The organism is Treponema sp. OMZ 788 (genome assembly GCF_024181245.1).
GTDB lineage: Bacteria > Spirochaetota > Spirochaetia > Treponematales > Treponemataceae > Treponema_B.
In genome coordinates, this window is sequence record NZ_CP051199.1 from 1,115,571 (window position 1) to 1,136,861 (window position 21,291).

The following is a 21,291-nucleotide window of genomic DNA, read 5'->3' on the forward strand; positions in this document are numbered from 1 at the left end:
CCGAAAAATAAAGGAATGGAAGATATGGTCAAGTACAATAAAGAATTTAAGGAACAGGCACTGCTATTGTCAGATGAGATAGGAGTGAAAAAGGCAGCCGAACAGCTGGGACTCAGTTATTACACGATTGCAGAGTGGAGGAAGGTGAGAAGCCGAAAGGCGAAGGAAGAGAGAATCGCATCGGACAAAACACCGTTAAACGAGAGAGAGCTTGCCATGCAGCGAGAAATACAGGAGCTGAAAAAAGCAAACGAAATACTCAAGGACGCTCTCGGTTTTTTCGTCGTAGACCGGAAGAAGTAAGTACGCAAGGGTTATTCAGCTACATTTTGGAAAATGCAAAAGAGAAAATGTGGTCAATTGTAAAGCTGTGTAGAACCCTAAAGGTGAGCGAAACGGGTTTTTACAAGTGGAAACGGAACCGTACAAAGATGAAACGCTGGCAACTTCTTCTGGTCGAAATACACAAGATTCTTTCACAAGATCCTGAAAACGATAATTATGGAATACAGAGAATGCGATTAGCACTTGAGCAGCGAGGCATAAAAGTTTCTCGCTCGACTATAATCAGAGCGATGAGGAAGGGGAATCTGCTTCATAAGAGCAGAAGAAGCCCTGATGGACTTACCAAAGCCGACAGAAAGGCGCAAAGGCCTGAAAATCTTCTTAAAGGGGACTTTAGCGCAGACGCTCCTAACAAGAAATGGCTGACCGATATAACGCAGGTTCCGTGCAAAGATGGAAAGCTGTATATTGCACCGATGATGGACTGCTTTGCAGGAGAGATAATCGCAGTAGCGATGGACGACAACATGAAAAAAGAGCTTTGTATAAAAGCTCTAAAGGAGGCATATGAATTAAGAAAGCTGATGGGCTCATACATCACAGTGATGCTTAAGCTCTCAATACACGAGTGAGGCGTACAAACTTGAGTTGGCTCGCCGTCATGCAATTCAAAGCATGAGCGGTGTGGGAAAATGTTATGATAATGCGAGAATGGAATCCTTTTTTGCGACACTCAAGAAGGAGAAGCTATACCGCATAGATACAACAAAATTGAAAAGGGAAGAAGTAAAGAAAATCGTCTGGAGGTTTATTGTCTACTACAACCGACGAAGGATTACCACAATGAATCCGAAAGGTTATCCTCCTGCGATTTATCGGGAACTGTTTGAAACCGGTTTATCAAAACCGGCAGCTTAAACTATATTTTAGGGAATTTAGGGTATGCACTATTATTGACTTTTTCAGGCTTACCTTATAGGGTAAGCCGCACTTACCGCATAAGGATATGGATAATGGATATATGGGTAATTGGTAGTGAGGAATGATTTTTATAATAAATTAACAATTTAACTTGTATACTAATACTTGGCAAGTTTCGGCAATTACACATTACCAATTAAACATTGATTACACATTAAACTACAAATTAGATTAAATGAAACAATTTAAATTAACGGCTATAGCGGTACTGCTGTCGGCAATTATGATGATGATACTTTTCTCTACCTGTCTCAATGCCGGACAAGGCAAGGGCGTCGAAACAAATCGGGCCGTACCTTCCGATAAAACCTATGCGGTCGGCAGTGTCAGATTTACAATGAAAAACATCCTCGCCGTAACAGAGGGTATGGTGGGACATATACACAGTTTTTTGGACAAGGCCGAACGGTTGCCTGCGGACTATGCAGATGCCTGTTCCGGTACTTATTACTATGTCCAAGAATTGACAATATTTTGCATTGAATAAATTCCATGTTTTATGATACAATCGGCTGAGGAGGTGGAATTAATGGTTAAGTGTATTAGACGGGTAATTGTACAAAAAAAAGTATTATTTACTATCACGGCAATTTTTATGATGCTTTCGGTTGCTGCCGAAATTTCTTTTAACAATTTGGCTTCTTCGGTACAGACCTTTTGGGCTGACGAAAAAAGCGGTTTGCCGTCAAACAGGATAATGGATATCCTGCAGGACAGTACAGGTTATATCTGGCTGGCTTCTTATGACGGGCTTATGCGCTTTGACGGTAATAACTATACCGAATTTACCGAAGAAGAGCATGGCTTTACAGGACTTGCACCTCGTTTCTTGTATGAAGATGCAGAAGGAACTATTTGGATAGGCACAAACTCTACAGGCTTATATTCATATAAAAACAAACAATTTAAAAAATACGGGCTTGAAAGCGGCCTTTCCAATCTTTCGGTGCGTACAATCAGATTCGATAAAAACAATGTAATGTGGGTAGGTACGGCAGGAGGATTATTTCGGCGTAAAGCTGACGGACAATTTGAGCATTTAGATGAAGGCGGTAAGAACATAGGTATTGTCTTTTTTATTATGCCTGTAGACGATAAAATCTTTGTAGGTTCCAATATAGAAGGTCTTACGGTCATTCAAAACGGCAAAATAATAAGCCTTCCGTATTTACAGGAAATAAAAGATTATACCTTTTCGACAGCCTATGTCGATACCGATGGTACCCTTTGGTTCGGTACACTCAGCGGAAAAATTATCAAGATAAAAAACAACTCCATAAAAGAAATCATAGATATTAAAACCCTTGACGGTATCGGTATAAACCGTTTTTTGCGTACCAGAGACGGTAATATGTACATTGCCACCAATAAGGGTATTATAACGCTTAACGGCAAAGAGGCCGAATTCTTCTCGGAAGAAAACGGCTTACCCAATAATATCGTCTCATGTTTATGTTCCGATTTTGAAGAAAACCTTTGGGCAGGTATGGAGCGCGGCGGTTTGGCAAAATTCAGCAAGGGCCGTTTTATCGATCTTGCCAGTGCGGAATCCCTGCCGCCCACTGCTTCAAATTCCGTTTTGGAAGATATGGATAAAAATATATGGATAGCCAAGGATGACGGTGCCGTATGTTTAAAAAGCTCTTCACTTTCAAAAAAGCGTTCCGATGATATTGATAATCTTCTTAAAATGACCGAGGGTAACCGCATAAGACAAATACGGGAAGAAGCCGACGGCTCTTTATATTTTTCTACCTATTCGGATAAGGGGCTCCTTATTTTTTTTAAGGACGGCAGTATAAAAAGCATTTCAAAAAAAGACGGCCTTTCGGGTAACAGTGTACGTTTTACGTTGCGTGACTCCAATGGGCTTTTGTGGATAGGAACCACCTCGGGCCCTGCCGTTTATCATAATGGTGTAATCACGAATTTTACCAAAAAAGATGGCCTGACCAACCTGTTTATCCTCTGTGCTTTGGAAAGCCGGAATGGTAGTATCTGGCTCGGCACGGACGGAAGCGGTGCAGCGGAACTTAAGGTTTCTCTTTTGGAAGATAGACCTAAAATTAAAGTGGAGAGACTATTAACAAGGGAAGAAGGGCTTATAGGAAACATTGTTTTCCGCATTGTCGAAGATAAAGACAGAAATATTTGGTTTTCTACCAGTGAGGGTTTAAGTCTTTATAAGGACGGCATTTTTTACGATGCAAATATTGCAATAGGTCAAAAAATTATCAGTGTATATAACGTCCTCTATGACACTCAGGGAAACCTTTGGATTGTGGCACCCAAGGAACTTATTTTGGTTAAATCCGATAAATTTTTGCAGGCTGTTTTAAACCGGCATCCTGCTGAGGGTCTTGTCCGATATAACAGGCTGGACGGGCTTACGGGGCAGTTATCTGCAAATGCTTGGGCTCATGTAACCGATAAAAATACCGTATACATTCCGACCCTAAAAGGTGTTGCCGTCTGCGATCCGTCTTATTATGTTACAAATAAACATTCCCCTCCCGTCGTTATAGAAAACGTTATTTTGGACGGCAATGATTTTGACTTAAAAGAAAATAACTTTATTATAAAACCTCAAGTTAAACGTATTCTTTTTAAATTTACCGCCCTCAGTTATACCGTACCGGAAAGAGTCCGTTTTGAATACAAGCTGGAGGGTTACGACAACGAATGGAAGTCCTCAAGAACAACACGCGAAATAGCCTACACAAACCTTTCTCCGGGAAAATATGTGTTCAGGGTAAGAGCCGCCAATAATGACGGAATTATAAACGAAAACGGCACAGGTATAGAATTTTATAAAGAACCCTTTTTCTATCAGACGATTTGGTTCGATATTTTTTTAATTCTTTTTATAGGCGGTCTCATTTTTTCGGGAGTACGGATAAGGTTTAGAGCCTTAAATAAAAGAGCCAAGGAGCTTGACAGAAAGGTAAAAGAGAAGACTAAGGAACTGGCAGAAGAAAAAGAAAAAAGCGATAAGCTTTTAAGAAACACCCTGCCCCTTCCCATTATTGACGAGTTAATTGAAACGGGAACCTCAAAGCCGAAAGTTTATTCTGCCGTGAGTGTCTTATTCGCCGACCTTGTCAATTTTACAAAATGGTCAAGTGCCAACTCGCCCGAAACCGTTATTTCGGAGTTAAACAATATATTTACGCATTTTGACCGCATTATGGATAAATTCGGCTGTGAAAGGATTAAGACCTTGGGAGACGGCTACATGGCTTGCTGCGGTTTTAGAGGAGAAGAAGATCACGCCTTCCGTTTGGCCGATGCTGCGATTGAAATGCTCTCTGTGATTGAGGACATCAACAAAAAGAATAAATCTCATTTTCAGGTAAAAATAGGCATCGATTCGGGAAAGATAACGGGAGGCATCGTTGGTGTTCATAAGTATGTTTTCGATATTTTCGGAGATGTAGTAAATACTACCTTTAGGCTTGAAGCGGCAACGGCTCCTATGGCCTGTACCGTTTCCGAAAAAACGGCTGCAATAATAGGCGATAGGTATCCTCTTTTTAAACGTCCAGCTAGGGAGTTAAAAGGAAAAGGAAGTGTAACAACTTATTATGTGCGCTATAAAAATACAGGCAATATAAAGACTTTTGCAGAGCTTAAAGAATTATACGAAAAACTGATACAAGCCTTTAAGGAAAAAGATTTTGACGGCTGCCGTAAGACTCTTAATCTTTTTGATAAGACGGTTTTGGAACCTGAAATGGCAAACAATATTAGGCAAATTGAAAGATTTCTATCTATGAATTGAAGCCGAGGCAGGGCAAAATCACTGTCTTTTAAACCGCTTGACTAAACAGCTTCTTTAGGTCATTATATTGAATATGGAAACAAGAAGTATTTTTAAAAACATATCGCCGATAGATCACCGCTATTCCCTTCCGCAAGGCGGGATTTATGATGAACTTTCGGTTTTTTTATCTGAAGAAGCAGGCATCGTTTATTGTGCCATGGCCGAAATGGCCCTTGTAAAGGCCCATCTTAAAATCGCAGAAGAAAAGAAAAGCTCTTTACTTCCCAAGTTGAGCAGCGAGCTTGAGAAAACCTTGGACGATATTGCCTTAAATATAGATCCTTCCGAAGTTTACGAAGAAGAGCATAAAACCCAGCACAATATAAGGGCCTTGGTAAATGTTCTAAAGAAAAAGGTACCCGAAGTAACAGCCCCCTTGGTTCACCTAGGAGCCACGAGTGCCGACATCCTTGACACGGCTTTTTCCATGAGGATAAGAGATGCCGTCGTAAAGGTGATAATTCCCCTTTTAAAGAAAACAGAAATCTTACTTTGCGATATTGCCGAAAGAGAGGCTGAAACCCCTCAGGTGGGGCGAACCCACGGTCAGCACGCCGTTCCGATTACCTTCGGGTATGCAGTTTCCGAATATGTAGCCCGCTTAGGTAAGTCTATTTTAAGGCTGGAAGAGCTTGTAAAGGATTTACGGGGAAAATTTGCAGGAGCTGTCGGCTCTTATAATGCGGCGTCTTTAATAGTTTCCGACCCGATGAAATTCGAAAAAATCTATCTTGATTATCTAGGCTTAAAGCCTTCCGAATATTCGCATCAGCTGGTTGAGCCCGAATACATGCTCCGCCTCCTTCTTGAAGCAAATATTGCCTTCGGCATAATTGCAAACCTTGCAGACGATTTACGTAATCTGCAAAGAACCGAGATAGGGGAGGTTTTTGAACACTTTAGTGCAACTCAGGTAGGTTCTTCGACCATGCCTCAAAAGCGGAACCCGTGGAACTCCGAACACGTAAAAAGCTTGTGGAAGACCTTTTCGCCAAGAGTGATGAGTTTTTATATGGATCAAATCTCGGAGCATCAAAGAGACCTGTCCAATTCTGCAAGCCAGAGGTTTATAGCCGATTATTTGACAGGGCTTGCCTTGGCCTTTAACCGCATGAATTCCATTTTAAATGGGCTACAGGCCGATAGGGAAAATATGCTTAAAAACCTTTTACAGGGTGGAGGAAAGGTGAGGGGAGGCGTTATGGCCGAGCCGGCCTACATTCTTTTGGCAGAATGCGGCGTTTCCGATGCCCACGAGGTAATACGCAAAATTACCCTTGCTGCCGAAAATCAAAAGCTAAGTTTTTATGAGGCCTTAAAAACCGAAGAAAAGGTCTTTGCCCTTGTTACGGAAAGATTAAAAGAACTTAACTTTGATAAGCCCGAAGAGTTTTTTGCAAACCCCGAACGCTACCGAGGCCTTGCAAACGTAAAGGCAAAAGCTTTGGCCGAAAAGTACAAGAGCCTAATGTAAAAATTATTACCTTAAGCTTTTTATTTTAGCTTAGGTAAATAAGCCTTCATAAGTTCAAGGCGTTTAAGATAATAGACCCTTTCCTTTTCGGAGAGGGTTTCGGCCCATTCTTGAGTAAAGCGTTTTATAACGGGAGCGTTTTTTTCGTTATAGTTTGTAATTAAAACGGGATTTGCTTCCGTTTCGTTTTGCAAGATGCCGTCAATCTTTTTTAGTTTTAACTGCATTATTATTGAGTCTCCCGTATATTCCCTGTAATAAGCAGGATCGGCATAGTTTACCTTCCACCTTTGACCCGAAATAAAATTTCCCATGGAATACATAAAAAAAGCCTTTTTATTGGATTCCGTATCGGTAAATTCCCAATCCTGTAAAACATGGGGGTGATGAGCCCAGACTATATCAACTCCTGCATCAGCTAAGGCTTTAAACCATGTTTTTTTGCTTTCTAAAACCTTAAGGCCGTATTCCTCCTCGCTTAAATGAAGAGACAGAATAAAAATATCGCAAGGATTTTCTTCTTTCATTTTTTTTATGGCTGAAATAAGCTTTTTCCTTCCTGTTTTTGAAGGTGCAGAGTAGTAAAGCCGATTCTTTGATTTGTCATGAGAATTGATATGTTCCGTTACCGATAAAAATAAAATTTTCCAGTCTTTTTTTTCGATTAATAAAGGTTTAAAATCTTCATCTTCTTTATTTTTTAAACCGGAAGAAAAAAGCTCTTTATTCTTATATTCTTCTTTTAATGAGTTAAAACTTTTAATAGTTCCGTCTATTCCTTTAATGCCCTGATCGTTGGTATGATTATTGGCAAAGGAAAAAACATCGAAGCCCCCATCTATTGCTGCTCTTAAATAATCACTGTGTACATTAAAAAACGGAAATGATGAAAGCGGCTTTTCGTCACATACAGGGGTTTCAATGTTTCCGAATGTTAAGTCATCGTTTAACAGTATATCCCTTATATCCTCATAAATTCGATTATAATTTTTCATATTAAAGTTAACATCATGGGCCATAATATCGCCTGAAAAGCTCAATATTATTTCGCTCACAGTTGATTCTGTATTTGGAACATCTTTTGACATAGATGCACAAGAGAATAATATGACGGCCGAGGCAAATAAAAAATAATAAAACTTAAGATTTTTTTTCATAATTACTGTGATTATACATTGACAATTGATATTATACAAGATACAATATACCAATATATTGTAATAATTGTTCAATGTTCAAGGAGGACAATGCAATGGCAAAGTCAAAATATGTATATTTTTTTGGCGGCGGTAGCGCTGAGGGTAATGGTACGATGAAGGAAGTATTGGGAGGTAAGGGTGCCGGCCTGGCCGAAATGACGGCTATAGGGCTTCCTGTTCCTGCGGGTTTTACTATTACAACCGAGGTTTGCGAAGAGTATTATAAAAATAACAGAAAGTATCCTGCCGAACTAACAGCTCAAGTAGAGTCTTATCTTTCAAAGCTGGAAAAAATTACCGGGAAAAAACTTGGGGACAAAAAAGATCCTCTATTGGTATCGGTTCGATCCGGAGCTCCCGTTTCGATGCCCGGAATGATGGAAACAATTTTAAACTTAGGGTTAAATGATCAATCTGTTCAAGGTTTAGCCGAAAAGACAGGTAATTTAAGATTTGCCCTTGATGCTTATCGCCGATTTATTTTAATGTACGGTTCCACGGCAATGAACATTGAACGTGAAAAATTCGATAAAATTCTTGATGATGTAAAAGAAAAAAGAACAAAGAAGCGTCTTAATCTTGCTCAAACTGCAAAGGTTTCCGATACCGATGTAAATGAACCTGAATTGCAGGAAGTTATCGATAGGTCTAAAAAACTTTACGAAAAAGAAATAAAAGCTCCATTTCCTCAAGATCCTATAAAACAGCTTTGGGGTGCTATCGGAGCCGTTTTCGGTTCTTGGATGTCAGACAAGGCCGTTACTTACCGAAGGGTTGAAAACATTGTCGGTATCAGAGGTACGGCTGTAAATGTTATGCAGATGGTCTTCGGAAACAAGGGTGATAATTCCGGAACAGGAGTTTGTTTTACAAGGGATCCTAACTCCGGTAAAAACGACTTTTATGGTGAATACCTCTTTAATGCCCAAGGTGAGGATGTTGTTGCAGGAATTAGAACACCCATTAAGCTCGATGTATTTGCAAAAGAAGATCCGGCTGCCTATAAAAAGCTTTGCGATGCACGAAAAATCTTAGAAAAACATTACAAAGATATGCAGGATATGGAATTCACTGTTGAAGAAGGTGAATTATACATGCTTCAGTGCCGAACAGGTAAGAGACTTCCTGCCGCTGCCTTTCAGATGGCTGTAGATATGGTTGAAGAAAAACTTATAACCAAAGAAGAAGCTGTCAGCCGCATTAAGGCTTCGGATATTGAAGGTGTCTTCTACAAGGCCTTGGATTATTCCAAAGCTGCCGATTTAAAAGCCGCCCATCTTGTAGACGGTATTCCTGCCGTTCCGGGAGCAGCCTGCGGTATTATCTGTCTTTCTGCAGAAGCTGCCGAAGCAGCGGCAGAAGAGGGCAAAAGAGCTGTTTTAGTCCGCCATGAAACAAGCCCCGAAGATGTAGGCGGTATGCATGCTGCCGAGGGTATTTTAACCGCAACCGGAGGAAAAACCAGCCATGCTGCCGTAGTTGCCAGAGGTTGGGGAAAATGCTGTATCGTCGGCTGTGAAAATTTAAGAATCGATTACGAGAAAAAAGAAATTTCGGCCAAGGGCATAGTCTTAAAAGAAGGCGATTATATTACCTTGGACGGCTCAAAAGGAGCTGTTTATAAGGGCGAATTACCCTTGATTACACCCAAGCCTCCTGCAGCCTATAAAAAAATCATGGAATGGGTTGACCAAATCCGAAAAATAAGAGTAAGAACAAATGCCGATACTCCTGAAGATGCAAAGATTGCCATCGGCCACGGAGCACAGGGAATAGGCCTTTGCCGAACCGAACATATGTTCTTTAGCGATGATAGCAGGATACAGGCCATCCGTGAAATGATTATTGCTGAAAACAAAGAAGCAAGGGAAAAGGCTCTAAAAAAACTTCTTCCTTATCAGACAAAGGACTTTGAGGGTATCTTTAAGGCCATGAATGGTTATCCCGTAACAATCCGCTTGATTGACCCGCCCTTACACGAATTTGTGCCTCATGACAAAGAAGGTCAGCAAAAATTAGCCGAAAAGCTTAATATAAGTTTTGCAAGCGTTAAAAACCGCGTAGACCAGCTTACCGAAGCAAACCCCATGTTGGGACACAGGGGCTGCCGCTTGAGCATAACCTATCCTGAAATTCTTGAAATGCAGGTTACTGCAATTATCAATGCCGCCTGCACAGTTCAAAAAAAAGGTGTTGATGTTTTACCCGAAATAATGATTCCTCTTACAATTGATCCAAAAGAATTTAAGATTTTGGAAAAGAGGATTCGAGCTGTTGCAGACGATATAATCGAGAAAAAGGCTAAGGATAAAAAACTTAAGTACATGGTAGGTACAATGATTGAAACGCCTCGAGCAGCCTTACTGGCCGACAAGATTGCAGAATATGCAGAGTTTTTCTCCTTCGGTACAAACGACCTTACACAGATGACAATAGGTATAAGCCGTGATGATGCCGGTAAATTCTTACCTGAATATGTAGATGAAAACAAGGCCGGTGTCTTTAAGGCCGATCCATTCCAGTCATTGGATCAAGAAGGTGTAGGTATCTTGGTAGCTTCAGCTATTCAAAAGGGTAGGGAAGTTAAAAAGCACCTTGAAATAGGTGTTTGCGGTGAACACGGAGGCGACTTGAATTCGGTTAAGTTTTTCTGTAGAGCAGGAATGGACTATGTTTCCGCGTCGCCCTTACGCGTTCCTATAGCAAGACTCGCCGCAGCTCAGGCTGAAGTTGAAGCTTCAAAAGCCAAGGCTGGGGTAAAACAGCCGACTAAGACTTCCGAAAAAACAAAGTCTAAAACCGCTAAAAAGTCTGCTAAAAAATAATTAATTTTAAAACACTGTACCATTGTAAAAACAGGGTGCAGTGTTTTTGTTCGTGCGGAGGGTTTAATACCCCGATGCTCTGCGTCGGGGTTGTTGATTTAAATATTTTGTTAAAAATGAGCCTGATAAAAAAATTAAGAGCTTTGCGCGGAGCTGTATGCTGTGAAGACAGTCAAGAAAGCATATCTTCGGCTGTTGTCAGTCTTTACAGTCAAATATTAAAGGAAAATTCCTTATCCGAAAAAAATATAGTTTCAATACAGTTTACTGTTACCGATGATATAAGGGCTTTAAACCCAGCCTCAGCCTTAAGAAAGAACGGTTTTGCGAAAAATACTCCGCTTTTTTGTGCTTTGGAGCCTTGCATAGAAGCCAGCTTACCTAAAACTATTCGAATTTTAATTTATTATTATTCTAGGAGAAAACCGATTCATGTTTATATAGGCGGAGCCGAGGTTTTAAGGCCTGATTTAATAAAAAACAAGGATAAATAAAAAGAATTTTTATAATTTTACTTGACACAATTATAGAAATATGATATATTCCATTCTTGTCAGCACAATGTGCTTTTGACCATGTCTCCTTCGTCTAGTGGTTAGGACATCGGGTTTTCATCCCGACAACAGGGGTTCAATTCCCCTAGGAGATGGATACCCTCGATTTGATCGAGGGTATTTTTTTATTAATCTTAAAGCTAACAATGCTTTACTTGACAAAATAAAATAAATTTGTTAGACTAAAAATCTATTCAACATTAACAATTCATCATTTTTACATATCTTTTTCGGTCTCTTGAGACGGATACTGAATTTTAGAATGATATGTTAAGTTACAAGCATAGGAGAAAAATCCGATGACAATAAGAAAAAGGAAAACTTTGCCGCAAACCTCTGAGGAGACCTTGTTTGATACGGGGATTAATTCTGATGAGGATGTGAGTCTTAGTCCTTCTGAAACTCATGCTGAAGAGAATGCTGCCGAAGCAAACGAAATTCAGGCTGCCGTAGAACAAATTGACGGGGATGCATCTGATGAAATTATTGAAAAAAGAGTTGTTGTCCGTTCTCGAGGACGAAAAAAAGCAGAAAGCTCTTCGGATGAAGCTGAAACCGCACCTACCAAAAAAAGCGGTGCAGCTGCAAAAAAACGCATACCTAAAGATATTCAGGAGGAAAAAGAAGAAATTGCTCCTGTATCTGATACTTCCTTTAAAATTATTATAAACGATCTTACAAAGATGCGTATGCATGATTTGAGGGATATGGCTATAAAATACGGTGTACCCGAGGATGAGCTTTCATTAATGAAAAAACAGGATGTGATTTACCATATTCTTAAAAATCATACCAATCAGGGAGGCACTATCTTTGCTTCCGGCTCTTTAGAGACTCTTCCTGACGGATACGGCTTTTTGCGTTCTCCGCAAAACAGTTATTTGACAGGAACCGATGACGTCTATGTTTCACCCAGTCAGATAAGGCTTTTTAATCTTAAAACCGGAGATACGGTTTACGGTCAAATCCGCTCTCCAAAAGAAGGTGAAAGGTATTTTGCTCTTTTAAGGGTTGAAACGGTCAACTATGATGAGCCTGCAAAGTCTCAACGCCGCATTCCCTTTGATAACCTCACCCCCCTTTATCCGAGGGAAAAGCTAAATCTTGAAACTGCAACTCAGGAAATTTCTACCCGAATCATGAACCTGTTTTGCCCTATAGGAAAGGGGCAGAGAGGATTGATTGTAGCTCCTCCGCGAACCGGAAAAACCATAATGCTTCAAAAAATAGCCAATGCAATCAAGGCCAATCATCCGGAAGTTTATCTTATAGTTCTTTTGATAGATGAGCGTCCTGAGGAAGTTACCGATATGGAGAGGACGGTAAATGCCGAAGTTATTTCTTCTACCTTTGATGAGCAGGCAACCCGCCATGTTCAAGTTGCCGAAATGGTGCTTGAAAAGGCAAAACGCCTTGTTGAGCACAAAATGGATGTCGTTATTCTTTTAGATTCAATCACCCGTTTGGCAAGAGCTTATAACCAGACAATGCCTACTTCGGGTAAGGTTCTATCCGGAGGTGTCGACTCAAACTCTCTTCATAAACCCAAACGCTTTTTCGGTGCTGCAAGAAATATAGAGGAAGGCGGAAGCTTGACCATCATTGCTACTGCCCTTATTGAAACGGGCAGCAAGATGGACGAGGTTATCTTTGAAGAGTTTAAGGGAACGGGCAACATGGAAGTAAACTTAGACAGAAAACTTTCAGACCGCCGCTTATTCCCTGCTATCAATATAAAACGATCCGGAACTCGAAAAGAAGAGCTTTTATTGACCGAAGAAGAAATGCAGCTTATGTGGATCTTGCGTAAATTTATAAATTCGATGGATGATGCCGATATTATCGAATTCTTAATCGATAGAATGAATAAAACAAAAAATAATGAGGCATTTTTAAAATCTATGAATGCTGGTCTTGCACAAAAAGACTAAATATTGTATATTATAACACTACCTTGGGAGGTTTGTATGAGAAAAGATATTCATCCGAAATATGAAGAAACAACCATTACTTGTGCTTGCGGTAACGTAATAAATACGCGTTCCACAGTAAAAGATATCAAGGTTGAAATCTGCTCACAGTGTCATCCTTTTTTTACAGGAAAGCAAAAGCTTGTTGACACTGCAGGACGAATTGATCGCTTTAAGAAACGATACAACATCAAAGACTGATTGTCTTTATAAGCTAAGCACGGGTTTTCTCGTGCTTATGCTTTTTTTGTTTTTATGGAGGTAGTTATGGCGTGGTGGTCTATATGGCTTTTGATCGGTGTGCTTTGTATAGGCTTAGAGCTTATAATTCCGGGTCTTGTCATTATCTTTTTCGGCCTTGGAGCTGTTTTTACTTCTGCTGTTACATTGATTCCTTTCGTTAACCAAGCTCTTTGGTTACAGATAATTTTATTTGTCTTATTTTCAGTTCTTTCTTTGATTTTTTTGCGTAAAAAATTTACCCCTATTTTTAAGGGAACTGTTTTTTATTCTGATAAAAAAAGCGATAAAGCAGGGGAAGAGTTTGCCGATGTTGTTGAGATTGTTTTTCATAACAAGGAGGGCAGAATAAAGTATAAGGGTACAACTTGGAGTGCCCGCTCTATGTCTGAAGAAATCCCTGAAGGCTCAAGGGTAAGAGTCCTTAGACGAGAGGGGCTTACCTATATTGTAGAAAAGGATGAAAAATAACCTTACAATCTTAAAAATTAATATTTTTATAAGTTTTGTCCGAAGATTTCTTTTTGGAGTCTTTTGCCTGTAGCTGTGCAGGCAAGGCCGCCTTCTGCTGTTTCACGCAAGGATGAAGGCATGGAATCCCCTATTTTTTTCATGGCTATTATAACCTCATCTACAGGGATAGCACTTTTAATTCCTGCAAGAGCAAGTTCGGCTGCCGTAAAAGCTAAACTTACGCCTGAAGCATTCCTTTTTACGCAAGGAACTTCAACCAAGCCAGCCACCGGGTCGCAGACAAGGCCTAGGATACATTTAATTGCAATGGCCGTTGCATGTCCTACCATTTCAGGGGTGCCGCCGCACATTTCTACTATGGCACCTGCTGCCATTGCAGAAGCTGAGCCGCATTCTGCTTGACATCCGCCTTCAGCTCCCGAAATGGAGGCAGTATTAGCTATAACCATGCCTATAGCTCCTGCCGTAAAAAGAGACATAACGGCATCTTCTTTTTTTACATCCTTTGTTTTAAGAACAGCTCCGATTGCTCCGGGAAGGATACCGCAAGAGCCGGCAGTTGGGGCTGCAACTATCTTTCCCATTGAAGCGTTTAATTCCGAAACTGCCATTGCCATTCTTATGCCGTTTGCAAGGAGAGGGCCGCAGAGGGCTTTGCCGTTTTCTGCTCTTTCGTATATTTTATAGGCGTCTCCGCCTGTAAGACCGCTTGTCGATCTTATATCAGGGTTTGTTCCCTTATCGATAGCTTCAAGCATGACAGTTAAATGCTTATGCATTCTTTCGAAACAATGTTCTTTGCTTTCTTCAAGAGAAGTGCTTTGATCTTCCAAAATAATATCCGAAATTCTTACAGATTTTTCTGAAGCTTTTTTTATAAGGTCTTCAATTTTTTTATAGTCTATTGTTTTTGTTTTCATGATTTATACCCTTTTAAAATTTTATACCGGCTGAATTAGAATGACATTGTGTATGTGATCAATATCTAAAATATCTTCCTTTAATTCGGGGCCGACGCTTAAACCGTCCATTTGAAGGCACATTGTGGCGGTTCCTCCTCGGTAATCCCTTCCGATATGAATTTGAGAAATATTTATCTTGTATTTTGCCGTTACACTTGTTATGGCGGCTATTCTTCCTGGAATATCCTGATATTCTACTACGAGTGTAGGATTTTTACCGCTTAGCTCTACAGGTTTTCCGTTTATTTTTGTAATTAAGATGTTTCCTCCGCCTATGGATGAACCTTGAACGGAAAGCTCCTTTCCGTCAATGCCGGTTACTTCAATTAAGGCAGTGTTAGGATGGGCATTAGGAATGTCTATAGGTTCAAAGGTAATGTCCAAACCTTGCTCTTTTGCAAGGGTAAGGCTGCTTCTTATACGCTCATTTTCCGGTTTCATTCCCATAATACCGGCAGCTATAGCCCTGTCGGTGCCGTGCCCCTTATAGGTATAGGCAAATGAACCGTGTAAATACACTCTTGCCTTTATAGCCGGCTCTGCAAGAAGAACTCTTGTTAAATATCCTATTCTTACGGCTCCAGCCGTGTGCGAACTGGACGGCCCTATCATAATGGGGCCTATAATATCGAAGATATCCATAATGGACGGTATTATATAAAAAAAAATTATCGAGGTCAATATGAAAAAAGCCAATTCGTTTTTTTGTACTATTCTTAAGTTCTTTTTTTTTAAGCCGATACTTTAGCTAGATGAGAGGTGTTATTATGCGTAAAGCTCTGATTTCTTTTTGTTTTATTTTTTGTGCTTTTTTTCTTTTTGCAGGCGATATTGCTACCTTTGTTAATTTAGGTTTTTCACCTGACGGAAGCAAATTTTCTTTCGGACAATACGGTTTAACAGATCAAACCTACCGTGCTTATGCAGAAATTTATGGAGTAGATGTAGCAGAAAATAAGTTTTTGCCTTCAGGCCGCTTTATAACAAGCCCTACCTCAGAGACAGCCGATAAGGACAGTAAGAATATATTTTTAAGCCTTTTAGACAGGGCAAAACCTTCTCTTCTAAAATGGAAAATAAGCGATAAAAATGAGGGAAGATCCGTTTATGCAGCTACGGATTCTACAATAAATGAAACAACCTTGATGTTTAAAGACTTTGAAACCAATGACGAATATAAGGTTATGATCTACAAGGATAAAAAATCCAATTTAGAAGCATCCTTTTATATTGAAGTTGAAATTGTAAAGCCTAACGGAAATAAGATAAAAAAGTCAGCCGGTCAAAAAGGTAAAACGAGATCCGGTGTGCGCGATTATGCAATTAAAAAAGTAATTATCGATAATACAAACACAAGCCTCATCTTTGTAATCGAAAAAAATCAATACGATAAAACAGGAAATTCCATCAGATATATGGTGGAGACAATTAAGCTGTAAGCCTATTCCTCATCAATTGACAGTAATCTTTTAATGTTCTATAATTACCCCCAAGAATAACTTTGGGGGTATTTTTGAGTATGCACATTGTAGAAGCAAAAAAAATTACGGAAGAAGTTAAAAGGATGGCCATAGAGGCTGCCTATTATCTTCCGCAAGATGTATTAACAAGTTTAAAGATGTCGCGGGAAGCCGAAAAATGGAGTCTGGCCCGTGATACTCTCGATCAGATTATAGAAAACGCCGATATTGCAAAAAGAACGAATTCGCCCATGTGCCAAGATACGGGAATGGCCGTAATCTTTGTTACGATCGGACAAGATGTACACATTGAAGGCGGCTACATTGAAGACGCTATCAATGAGGGGGTAAGGCAGGGTTACACGGAAGGCTATTTAAGAAAATCCGTTGTTGCCGATCCGGTTTACAACAGGGTAAACACAAAGGATAATACGCCTGCCGTAATTCATTATAATATTGTTCCCGGCGATAAACTTCATATTATGTTTGCAGGCAAGGGCTTCGGCTCCGAAAATATGTCCCGCCTTGCAATGCTTAAACCTTCCGACGGTCTTGAGGGTGTAAAAAAATTCATATTGGAAACTGTAGAGCTTGCAGGCCCCAATCCCTGTCCTCCCATTGTTGTAGGAGTCGGAATAGGCGGCACTGTAGATAAGGTAACCTTAATAGCCAAAAAAGCCTTGATGAGACCGATGGATAGTTATAACCCCGATCCCTTCTATGCAGATTTAGAAAAAGAAATGCTTGAAAAAGTAAATGCCTTAGGAATTGGCCCCCAAGGTTACGGCGGAAAGACTACAGCTTTGCGTGTTTTAATTGAAACCTATCCTACACATATTGCAGGTCTTCCTATTTGTGTAAATATAAACTGTCATGCAACACGCCATAAGGAAGTTACTTTATAAGGGAGGATGATGAAAATGTCTGAAATGAAAAAACTTACAACACCCCTTACAAGGGAAGATTTAAAAGATGTTAAGGCCGGAGATATCGTTTTATTAACGGGCTATATTTATACAGGGCGCGACGCAGCTCATAAACGCTTGTGCGAGCTTTTGGAAAAGGGTGAAAAACTCCCGATAGATGTAAAGGGAGCTGTCATGTACTATGTAGGACCGAGTCCTGCAAAGCCCGGAGAACCCATAGGTTCTGCAGGCCCCACCACCAGCTACCGCATGGATGCCTATACCCCTCAGCTTTTAGATGAGGGACTCATGGCCATGGTCGGAAAGGGAAAAAGAAACGATGAGGTGGTTGCAAAAATAATAGAGCATGGAGCCTGCTATTTTGCCGCTATCGGAGGAGCTGCCGCCCTAATCAAAAGCCGAATAAAATCGGCTGAGGTCATCTGCTATGAAGATTTGGGAGCTGAAGCTGTCCGTAAGCTCTATGTTGAAGACTTCCCTGTAACATGCATCATCGATTCTAAGGGGAATAACCTTTACAAGCTGGGCCGTGAAGAATATTTAAAAAGCCTCAACTAAGCTAAATGACTAATTTACAAAAAATTAACTTAGAACTTAAAAGTCAAAAAGAAAAATTTACAGCTCTTTTAAATGAAAACGGCCTCATTGCAGATTCTCTTGAAAGCGTTTACGGCATCTTTGACGAATCCGGCAATTTGGCCGCCTGCGGCGGGCGGGAAAAAAATATCTTAAAATGCTTTGCCGTCAAGAATGAATTTAAGGGCATCGGCCTTACCGATGAAATTCTTTCGGCCCTCTTAAAAGAAGCCTACGGCGAGGGCTATAAGTCTTTCTTTATATTTACAAAAAGATCAAGCGTTTCATTTTTTACAGGGGCCGGTTTTATAAGTTTAGCCTCATCGGATGATTCTGCCTTATTGTATCGTGGAGAAAAAACTGTAGAAGAGGTCTTAAAGAATGAGCTTCTTCCCCTTTGCCCCGGCGATATAGGAGCAACCGAAAACGCTGCAATCGTTATGAATGCAAATCCCTTTACCCTTGGGCATAGGTATTTAATAGAAAAGGCCTTAGAGCATTGCGGTACCGATAAACGCCTTTTAGTTTTTGCGGTTGAAACAGATAAAAGTTTTTTTTCTTTTCAAGACCGCTTTATGCTTATCAAAAAAAATACTGAAGACTTAAAAAATGTAATAGTGCTTCCTTCATCTCAATTTTTAATAAGTTCTGCAACCTTTCCGTCTTATTTTTTAAAAGAAAAAACTTTGATTAGCAAAAATCAAACCCAGCTCGATGCAAGGATATTTTTAAAATATTTTGTACCTCTATTTAATATTAAAACCCGCTTTTTGGGAGAGGAACCCTTGGATCCGAGTACTGAAATATATAATCAAACTCTGTTAAAAGAACTCCCGCCCCAATGCGAAGTAAAAATAATTGAGAGGAAAAAAACTCACAACAACAAAGTCATTTCTGCAACTCAAGTAAGAAGTGCATTTCAAAATAACAGTCTTGAAGAAGTCCGCTCATTTTTACCGGAAGCGACATATAATTTTCTAAGTTCTTTAAAAGAAAAAAATAATTAATACCGGAGAAAAGATGAGCCTGTCTTTATTGGAAAAAAGAGAAAAGACCGATAAATTTGAAAAAAAGCTTTTACACAGTTTTCCGTCTTCAAGCCTTGTAGTGATAAGGGCAAATATTCCGGGTGAAAAAAAAGGCTCAATCGAATCGAATTGGATTGTATACCGCATTTTTTTGGAATGTAAAAAAAAGATGAACCCTGTCAAAATTTTTCATTCCTATACCGATGAAGAGGGCTTAATCTTTTTTTTGATTGTAAACTCTCCTCCATTGGAAGTAAAGGCTTTAAGCATACAAATTGAAAATACCGAAGCTTTAGGCCGCCTTGCCGATATTGATGTTTTAAATTCAGAAAAACTTTTTTCGCGCAGCGATTTTCCCAAAGATAATCAGAGGCGGAAATGTTTTTTGTGCGAAAAAGATGCCGTTATCTGTGCAAGAAGCCGCACTCATTCCAAAAAAGAAATAATGGATTTTATCTTAGATAAGGTTCATCAAGATTGGTCTTACGGCAAGCCCTCTTACCACGGGCAGTTTTCCGATAAAGAGCTTTTTGAACTTTTAGGTAATTTAACCGAGAGCTCCCTCCTTACAGAGCTATGCCGTCCCTTGGGCTTCGGCTGTGTTACGGCAAATTCCCAAGGCTCTCACAAGGATATGGATTTTTTACTCATGCTTGAATGTATTCCCCTAATCGGGAATGCAATTAAAAATTTAAGTGCAAAAGATTGTGCTTCCTTTGAAGCCTTGCGCGAATACGGAAAAAAACAAGAAGAATGCCTCTTCGATTTTACGGGAGGAGTAAACACCTACAAGGGGGCTTTATTTTTGCTTCTTATTTTGAATGCCTGCACCTTCCGCATAATAAAAGAAAAAAAATCCTTTGCCGATTTAAGCAGGGAAATAGCAGCCTTTTCTCTTCCCTTAAAAAAAGATTTTGAACTTAAAGAATGCTCCCCTGCCTCTTTGCAAGCCTTTAATAATTTAGGGAGCGGGGGAGTGAGGGACTTGGCTCTCTCAGGCTTTGCCGAACACTTTCAAGCTTGGCTTCCACTTTATAAAAAAACTTCCTCAGAGGGAGAGAGTTTTGTAAAAATTATTGTCAAGATGATTGAAAAAACTTGCGACACTACAATTGTAAAGCGTAAGGGGGAAAAGGCCTTACTTGAAGTACAAAAAAAAGCTAACAGCCTCCTTTCCATAGAGGAAGGGCCGGCTCAAGAAACTGCTGTTACCGAATTTTCTGCATGGTGTGAAAAAAACAATATCTCTACAGGCGGAACAGCAGACAAGATTATCATTTTGTATAATCTGGAGCTGATAGAGTGGATTGTCGGAGTGTTTTAATTGAATTCCCCGTTTATGAATTGAAAAAATCTATACTATGTGCTATAATATATCTGTGGGAAGGTAAAAATGAGGAAAAACTTTGATGATTTAACCATTGCAGACGACTTTATGTTTTGCAAAATTATGCAAGATGAAGAAATTTGCAAAACATTTCTCAAACTGACTTTAGCCGATAAAATAGGTAAAATCTCATATTTATCATCTCAAAATGCAATAAGTACCGGCTCGGAAGCTAAGTCTATACGTCTTGATATTTTAGTCAAAGATGAAACCGGTAAATCATATGATATTGAAATGCAGGCAGTTAATGAGCATAATCTTCCTAAGCGTATGCGTTACTATCAGGCAGCACTAGACATTTTATTTTTAGACAAGGGAGAACATTATAGCAGCCTAAATGACAGCTATATAATATTTCTTTGTCTTTTTGATTCGGTCGGGAAAGATATACCCCTTTATACCTTTGAAAACATTTGCCTTGAAGACAGAAAAACGCTTCTAAATGACGGAGCAAAGAAAATAATAATAAATGCAAATGCTTTTAAAAAAGCAGAAAATAAGAACTTAAGCGGATTTTTGGAATATGTAAAAACCGGTAAGGTTACAACAGAATTTACAGAGAGGATAGAAAAGATGATAGAAAAATTAAAAAACAACGAACAAGCTCGCAGCGAATACCGCTTTATCTCAGGTTTTGAAATGGATGCTCATCACTACGGCAGACAAGAAGGCTGGAAAGAAGGCAGACAAGAAGGCAGACAAGAAGGCAGACAAGAAGGCAGACAAGAAGGTTTAGCTCAAGGGTTTAAAGATGGTGTAATGCAGACTGCAAAAAACTTAATTGATATAGGTTTGTCTGTTGAAAATATCTCGAAAGCTACAGGTTTAAGCTGTGGGGAAATAGAAAAACTTAAAATTAAGTCCTAAATACTGTTTAATTTTAAGTAATAATTAATTTTCATATATGTACTTAATAACTAAATTACTCCAATAGATAAATTTTTCCTTGACAAGACTTATAAAAATGGATATAATTATGCCTAATTAAAGGCAAGGAGGAGGTATTTTATATGAAATTTATTAAAAATGCTCTTAATAAAATGATGTATAAATTTACCCCCCCCCCCCGATAAATTTTTATCTATATAATTTTATTCATATCTTAATATTCAATAATATCTACATAA

General features: G+C 39.5%; 20 protein-coding genes and 1 tRNA gene. 18 read left to right on the forward strand and 3 right to left on the reverse strand.

The genetic code is table 11. The features are described from left to right. Positions 1 to 24 precede the first annotated feature (24 nt). From E4O00_RS05345 to E4O00_RS05370, 6 genes are all read left to right on the forward strand, one after another. Positions 25 to 303, forward strand: coding sequence for a transposase (locus E4O00_RS05345; RefSeq protein ID WP_210121237.1), 279 nt, complete (start codon positions 25 to 27; stop codon positions 301 to 303). Between the two features lie 26 nt (positions 304 to 329). Next, a complete protein-coding gene (locus tag E4O00_RS05350) occupies positions 330 to 917 on the forward strand; it encodes a DDE-type integrase/transposase/recombinase (protein WP_253678970.1) in 588 nt (195 codons plus the stop codon). A 16-nt stretch (positions 918 to 933) separates the two neighbouring features. Continuing rightward, entirely contained in the window at positions 934 to 1,203 is a 270-nt protein-coding gene (locus E4O00_RS05355; RefSeq protein ID WP_253678376.1) for an integrase core domain-containing protein, read from the forward strand. A 238-nt stretch (positions 1,204 to 1,441) separates the two neighbouring features. Next, a complete protein-coding gene (locus E4O00_RS05360) occupies positions 1,442 to 1,753 on the forward strand; it encodes a hypothetical protein (RefSeq protein ID WP_253678972.1) in 312 nt (103 codons plus the stop codon). Between the two features lie 42 nt (positions 1,754 to 1,795). Then, on the forward strand, positions 1,796 to 5,047 hold the full coding sequence (locus tag E4O00_RS05365; RefSeq protein ID WP_253678974.1) for an adenylate/guanylate cyclase domain-containing protein: 3,252 nt from the start codon (positions 1,796 to 1,798) through the stop codon (positions 5,045 to 5,047). Positions 5,048 to 5,120: 73 nt separating this feature from the next. After that, positions 5,121 to 6,563, forward strand: a complete 1,443-nt coding sequence (locus E4O00_RS05370) for a lyase family protein (RefSeq protein ID WP_253678976.1) — start codon at positions 5,121 to 5,123, stop codon at positions 6,561 to 6,563. Positions 6,564 to 6,583: 20 nt separating this feature from the next. Here E4O00_RS05370 and E4O00_RS05375 read toward each other — a convergent pair whose 3' ends face one another. Continuing rightward, a complete protein-coding gene (locus tag E4O00_RS05375; RefSeq protein WP_253678978.1) occupies positions 6,584 to 7,720 on the reverse strand; it encodes a CapA family protein in 1,137 nt (378 codons plus the stop codon). Positions 7,721 to 7,815: 95 nt separating this feature from the next. On the opposite strand from E4O00_RS05375, the gene ppdK reads away from it, so the two are divergent. The 6 genes from ppdK to E4O00_RS05405 all read left to right on the forward strand — a co-directional run bounded on the left by ppdK (position 7,816) and on the right by E4O00_RS05405 (position 13,822). Beyond that, the gene (gene ppdK / locus E4O00_RS05380) at positions 7,816 to 10,587 is read left to right on the forward strand and encodes a pyruvate, phosphate dikinase (RefSeq protein ID WP_253678980.1); all 2,772 of its coding nucleotides are present in this window, start codon (positions 7,816 to 7,818) and stop codon (positions 10,585 to 10,587) included. 116 nt (positions 10,588 to 10,703) lie between these two features. Further along, positions 10,704 to 11,081: a chorismate mutase gene (gene aroH / locus E4O00_RS05385; protein WP_253679650.1), complete on the forward strand. Its 378-nt coding sequence runs from the start codon at positions 10,704 to 10,706 to the stop codon at positions 11,079 to 11,081. 83 nt (positions 11,082 to 11,164) lie between these two features. After that, positions 11,165 to 11,236, forward strand: a tRNA-Glu gene (locus E4O00_RS05390). Positions 11,237 to 11,521: 285 nt separating this feature from the next. After that, positions 11,522 to 13,072, forward strand: coding sequence for a transcription termination factor Rho (gene rho, locus E4O00_RS05395; protein ID WP_371922723.1), 1,551 nt, complete (start codon positions 11,522 to 11,524; stop codon positions 13,070 to 13,072). A 36-nt stretch (positions 13,073 to 13,108) separates the two neighbouring features. Next, on the forward strand, positions 13,109 to 13,312 hold the full coding sequence (rpmE, locus tag E4O00_RS05400; protein WP_253678984.1) for a 50S ribosomal protein L31: 204 nt from the start codon (positions 13,109 to 13,111) through the stop codon (positions 13,310 to 13,312). A 66-nt stretch (positions 13,313 to 13,378) separates the two neighbouring features. Continuing rightward, positions 13,379 to 13,822, forward strand: coding sequence for an NfeD family protein (locus E4O00_RS05405; RefSeq protein ID WP_253678986.1), 444 nt, complete (start codon positions 13,379 to 13,381; stop codon positions 13,820 to 13,822). Between the two features lie 26 nt (positions 13,823 to 13,848). Here E4O00_RS05405 and sdaAA read toward each other — a convergent pair whose 3' ends face one another. Beyond that, a complete protein-coding gene (sdaAA, locus tag E4O00_RS05410) occupies positions 13,849 to 14,745 on the reverse strand; it encodes an L-serine ammonia-lyase, iron-sulfur-dependent, subunit alpha (protein WP_253678988.1) in 897 nt (298 codons plus the stop codon). A gap of 21 nt (positions 14,746 to 14,766) precedes the next feature. Beyond that, the gene (sdaAB, locus tag E4O00_RS05415; protein WP_253678990.1) at positions 14,767 to 15,429 is read right to left on the reverse strand and encodes an L-serine ammonia-lyase, iron-sulfur-dependent subunit beta; all 663 of its coding nucleotides are present in this window, start codon (positions 15,427 to 15,429) and stop codon (positions 14,767 to 14,769) included. Between the two features lie 125 nt (positions 15,430 to 15,554). On the opposite strand from sdaAB, the gene E4O00_RS05420 reads away from it, so the two are divergent. The 6 genes from E4O00_RS05420 (at position 15,555) to E4O00_RS05445 (ending at position 21,031) form a co-directional block, all read left to right on the forward strand. After that, on the forward strand, positions 15,555 to 16,226 hold the full coding sequence (locus tag E4O00_RS05420) for a DUF2259 domain-containing protein (RefSeq protein WP_253678992.1): 672 nt from the start codon (positions 15,555 to 15,557) through the stop codon (positions 16,224 to 16,226). Between the two features lie 80 nt (positions 16,227 to 16,306). Next, on the forward strand, positions 16,307 to 17,152 hold the full coding sequence (locus E4O00_RS05425; protein WP_253678994.1) for a fumarate hydratase: 846 nt from the start codon (positions 16,307 to 16,309) through the stop codon (positions 17,150 to 17,152). A gap of 15 nt (positions 17,153 to 17,167) precedes the next feature. Continuing rightward, a complete protein-coding gene (locus E4O00_RS05430; protein ID WP_253678996.1) occupies positions 17,168 to 17,731 on the forward strand; it encodes a Fe-S-containing hydro-lyase in 564 nt (187 codons plus the stop codon). A gap of 5 nt (positions 17,732 to 17,736) precedes the next feature. Further along, positions 17,737 to 18,756 (forward strand): adenylyltransferase/cytidyltransferase family protein, encoded by a 1,020-nt coding sequence (locus E4O00_RS05435; RefSeq protein ID WP_253678998.1) that lies wholly within the window; start codon positions 17,737 to 17,739, stop codon positions 18,754 to 18,756. Between the two features lie 13 nt (positions 18,757 to 18,769). After that, positions 18,770 to 20,101, forward strand: coding sequence for a citrate lyase holo-[acyl-carrier protein] synthase (gene citX, locus E4O00_RS05440; RefSeq protein WP_253679000.1), 1,332 nt, complete (start codon positions 18,770 to 18,772; stop codon positions 20,099 to 20,101). A gap of 69 nt (positions 20,102 to 20,170) precedes the next feature. Further along, positions 20,171 to 21,031 (forward strand): Rpn family recombination-promoting nuclease/putative transposase, encoded by an 861-nt coding sequence (locus E4O00_RS05445; protein ID WP_253679002.1) that lies wholly within the window; start codon positions 20,171 to 20,173, stop codon positions 21,029 to 21,031. Positions 21,032 to 21,291: the final 260 nt, after the last annotated feature.

Bases quoted from the DNA above. Each gene is read 5' to 3' on its own strand.
- E4O00_RS05420 (WP_253678992.1), top strand. From the start codon at position 15,555: ATGCGTAAAGCTCTGATTTCTTTTTGTTTTATTTTTTGTGCTTTTTTT.
- aroH (WP_253679650.1), top strand. From the start codon at position 10,704: ATGAGCCTGATAAAAAAATTAAGAGCTTTGCGCGGAGCTGTATGCTGT.
- E4O00_RS05345 (WP_210121237.1), top strand. From the start codon at position 25: ATGGTCAAGTACAATAAAGAATTTAAGGAACAGGCACTGCTATTGTCA.
- E4O00_RS05370 (WP_253678976.1), top strand. From the start codon at position 5,121: ATGGAAACAAGAAGTATTTTTAAAAACATATCGCCGATAGATCACCGC.
- citX (WP_253679000.1), top strand. From the start codon at position 18,770: ATGAGCCTGTCTTTATTGGAAAAAAGAGAAAAGACCGATAAATTTGAA.
- E4O00_RS05405 (WP_253678986.1), top strand. From the start codon at position 13,379: ATGGCGTGGTGGTCTATATGGCTTTTGATCGGTGTGCTTTGTATAGGC.
- E4O00_RS05430 (WP_253678996.1), top strand. From the start codon at position 17,168: ATGTCTGAAATGAAAAAACTTACAACACCCCTTACAAGGGAAGATTTA.
- sdaAA (WP_253678988.1), bottom strand. From the start codon at position 14,745: ATGAAAACAAAAACAATAGACTATAAAAAAATTGAAGACCTTATAAAA.
- E4O00_RS05375 (WP_253678978.1), bottom strand. From the start codon at position 7,720: ATGAAAAAAAATCTTAAGTTTTATTATTTTTTATTTGCCTCGGCCGTC.
- E4O00_RS05365 (WP_253678974.1), top strand. From the start codon at position 1,796: ATGGTTAAGTGTATTAGACGGGTAATTGTACAAAAAAAAGTATTATTT.
- E4O00_RS05425 (WP_253678994.1), top strand. From the start codon at position 16,307: ATGCACATTGTAGAAGCAAAAAAAATTACGGAAGAAGTTAAAAGGATG.
- sdaAB (WP_253678990.1), bottom strand. From the start codon at position 15,429: ATGGATATCTTCGATATTATAGGCCCCATTATGATAGGGCCGTCCAGT.
- E4O00_RS05445 (WP_253679002.1), top strand. From the start codon at position 20,171: ATGAGGAAAAACTTTGATGATTTAACCATTGCAGACGACTTTATGTTT.
- rpmE (WP_253678984.1), top strand. From the start codon at position 13,109: ATGAGAAAAGATATTCATCCGAAATATGAAGAAACAACCATTACTTGT.
- E4O00_RS05360 (WP_253678972.1), top strand. From the start codon at position 1,442: ATGAAACAATTTAAATTAACGGCTATAGCGGTACTGCTGTCGGCAATT.
- ppdK (WP_253678980.1), top strand. From the start codon at position 7,816: ATGGCAAAGTCAAAATATGTATATTTTTTTGGCGGCGGTAGCGCTGAG.
- E4O00_RS05435 (WP_253678998.1), top strand. From the start codon at position 17,737: ATGACTAATTTACAAAAAATTAACTTAGAACTTAAAAGTCAAAAAGAA.